Raw genomic sequence first — 238 nt, forward strand, 5'->3', positions numbered from 1 at the left:
CGACGGCGCGTTCCATCCGGTCGAGATCCTCTGCAATAACCGGCGCGAACCTCACGGACACGATGTCCGACCACCGTCGGCGATGGTCCATGAAGCGGCGAGGGAAATTCACCGTCTTGCCCACGTACTCCTCACCATTGGCAAACACGAGGACATAGATTCCAGAGGTGAGCCCCGCGTCGAACAACGCAGAGGCCTTAACTCCGGTGGGGGCGTCCCACTCTTTGAAATGTAACGG

At 59.7% G+C, this 238-nt stretch carries 1 protein-coding gene; it reads right to left on the minus strand.

The features are described from left to right. On the minus strand, nucleotides 1-238 hold a 238-nt coding region (locus QSV46_RS40990), incomplete at both ends, for a GIY-YIG nuclease family protein (protein ID WP_314964486.1).

Source organism: Bradyrhizobium cosmicum (genome assembly GCF_032290525.1).
In the GTDB taxonomy this organism is placed as follows: Bacteria; Pseudomonadota; Alphaproteobacteria; order Rhizobiales; family Xanthobacteraceae; genus Bradyrhizobium; species Bradyrhizobium cosmicum_A.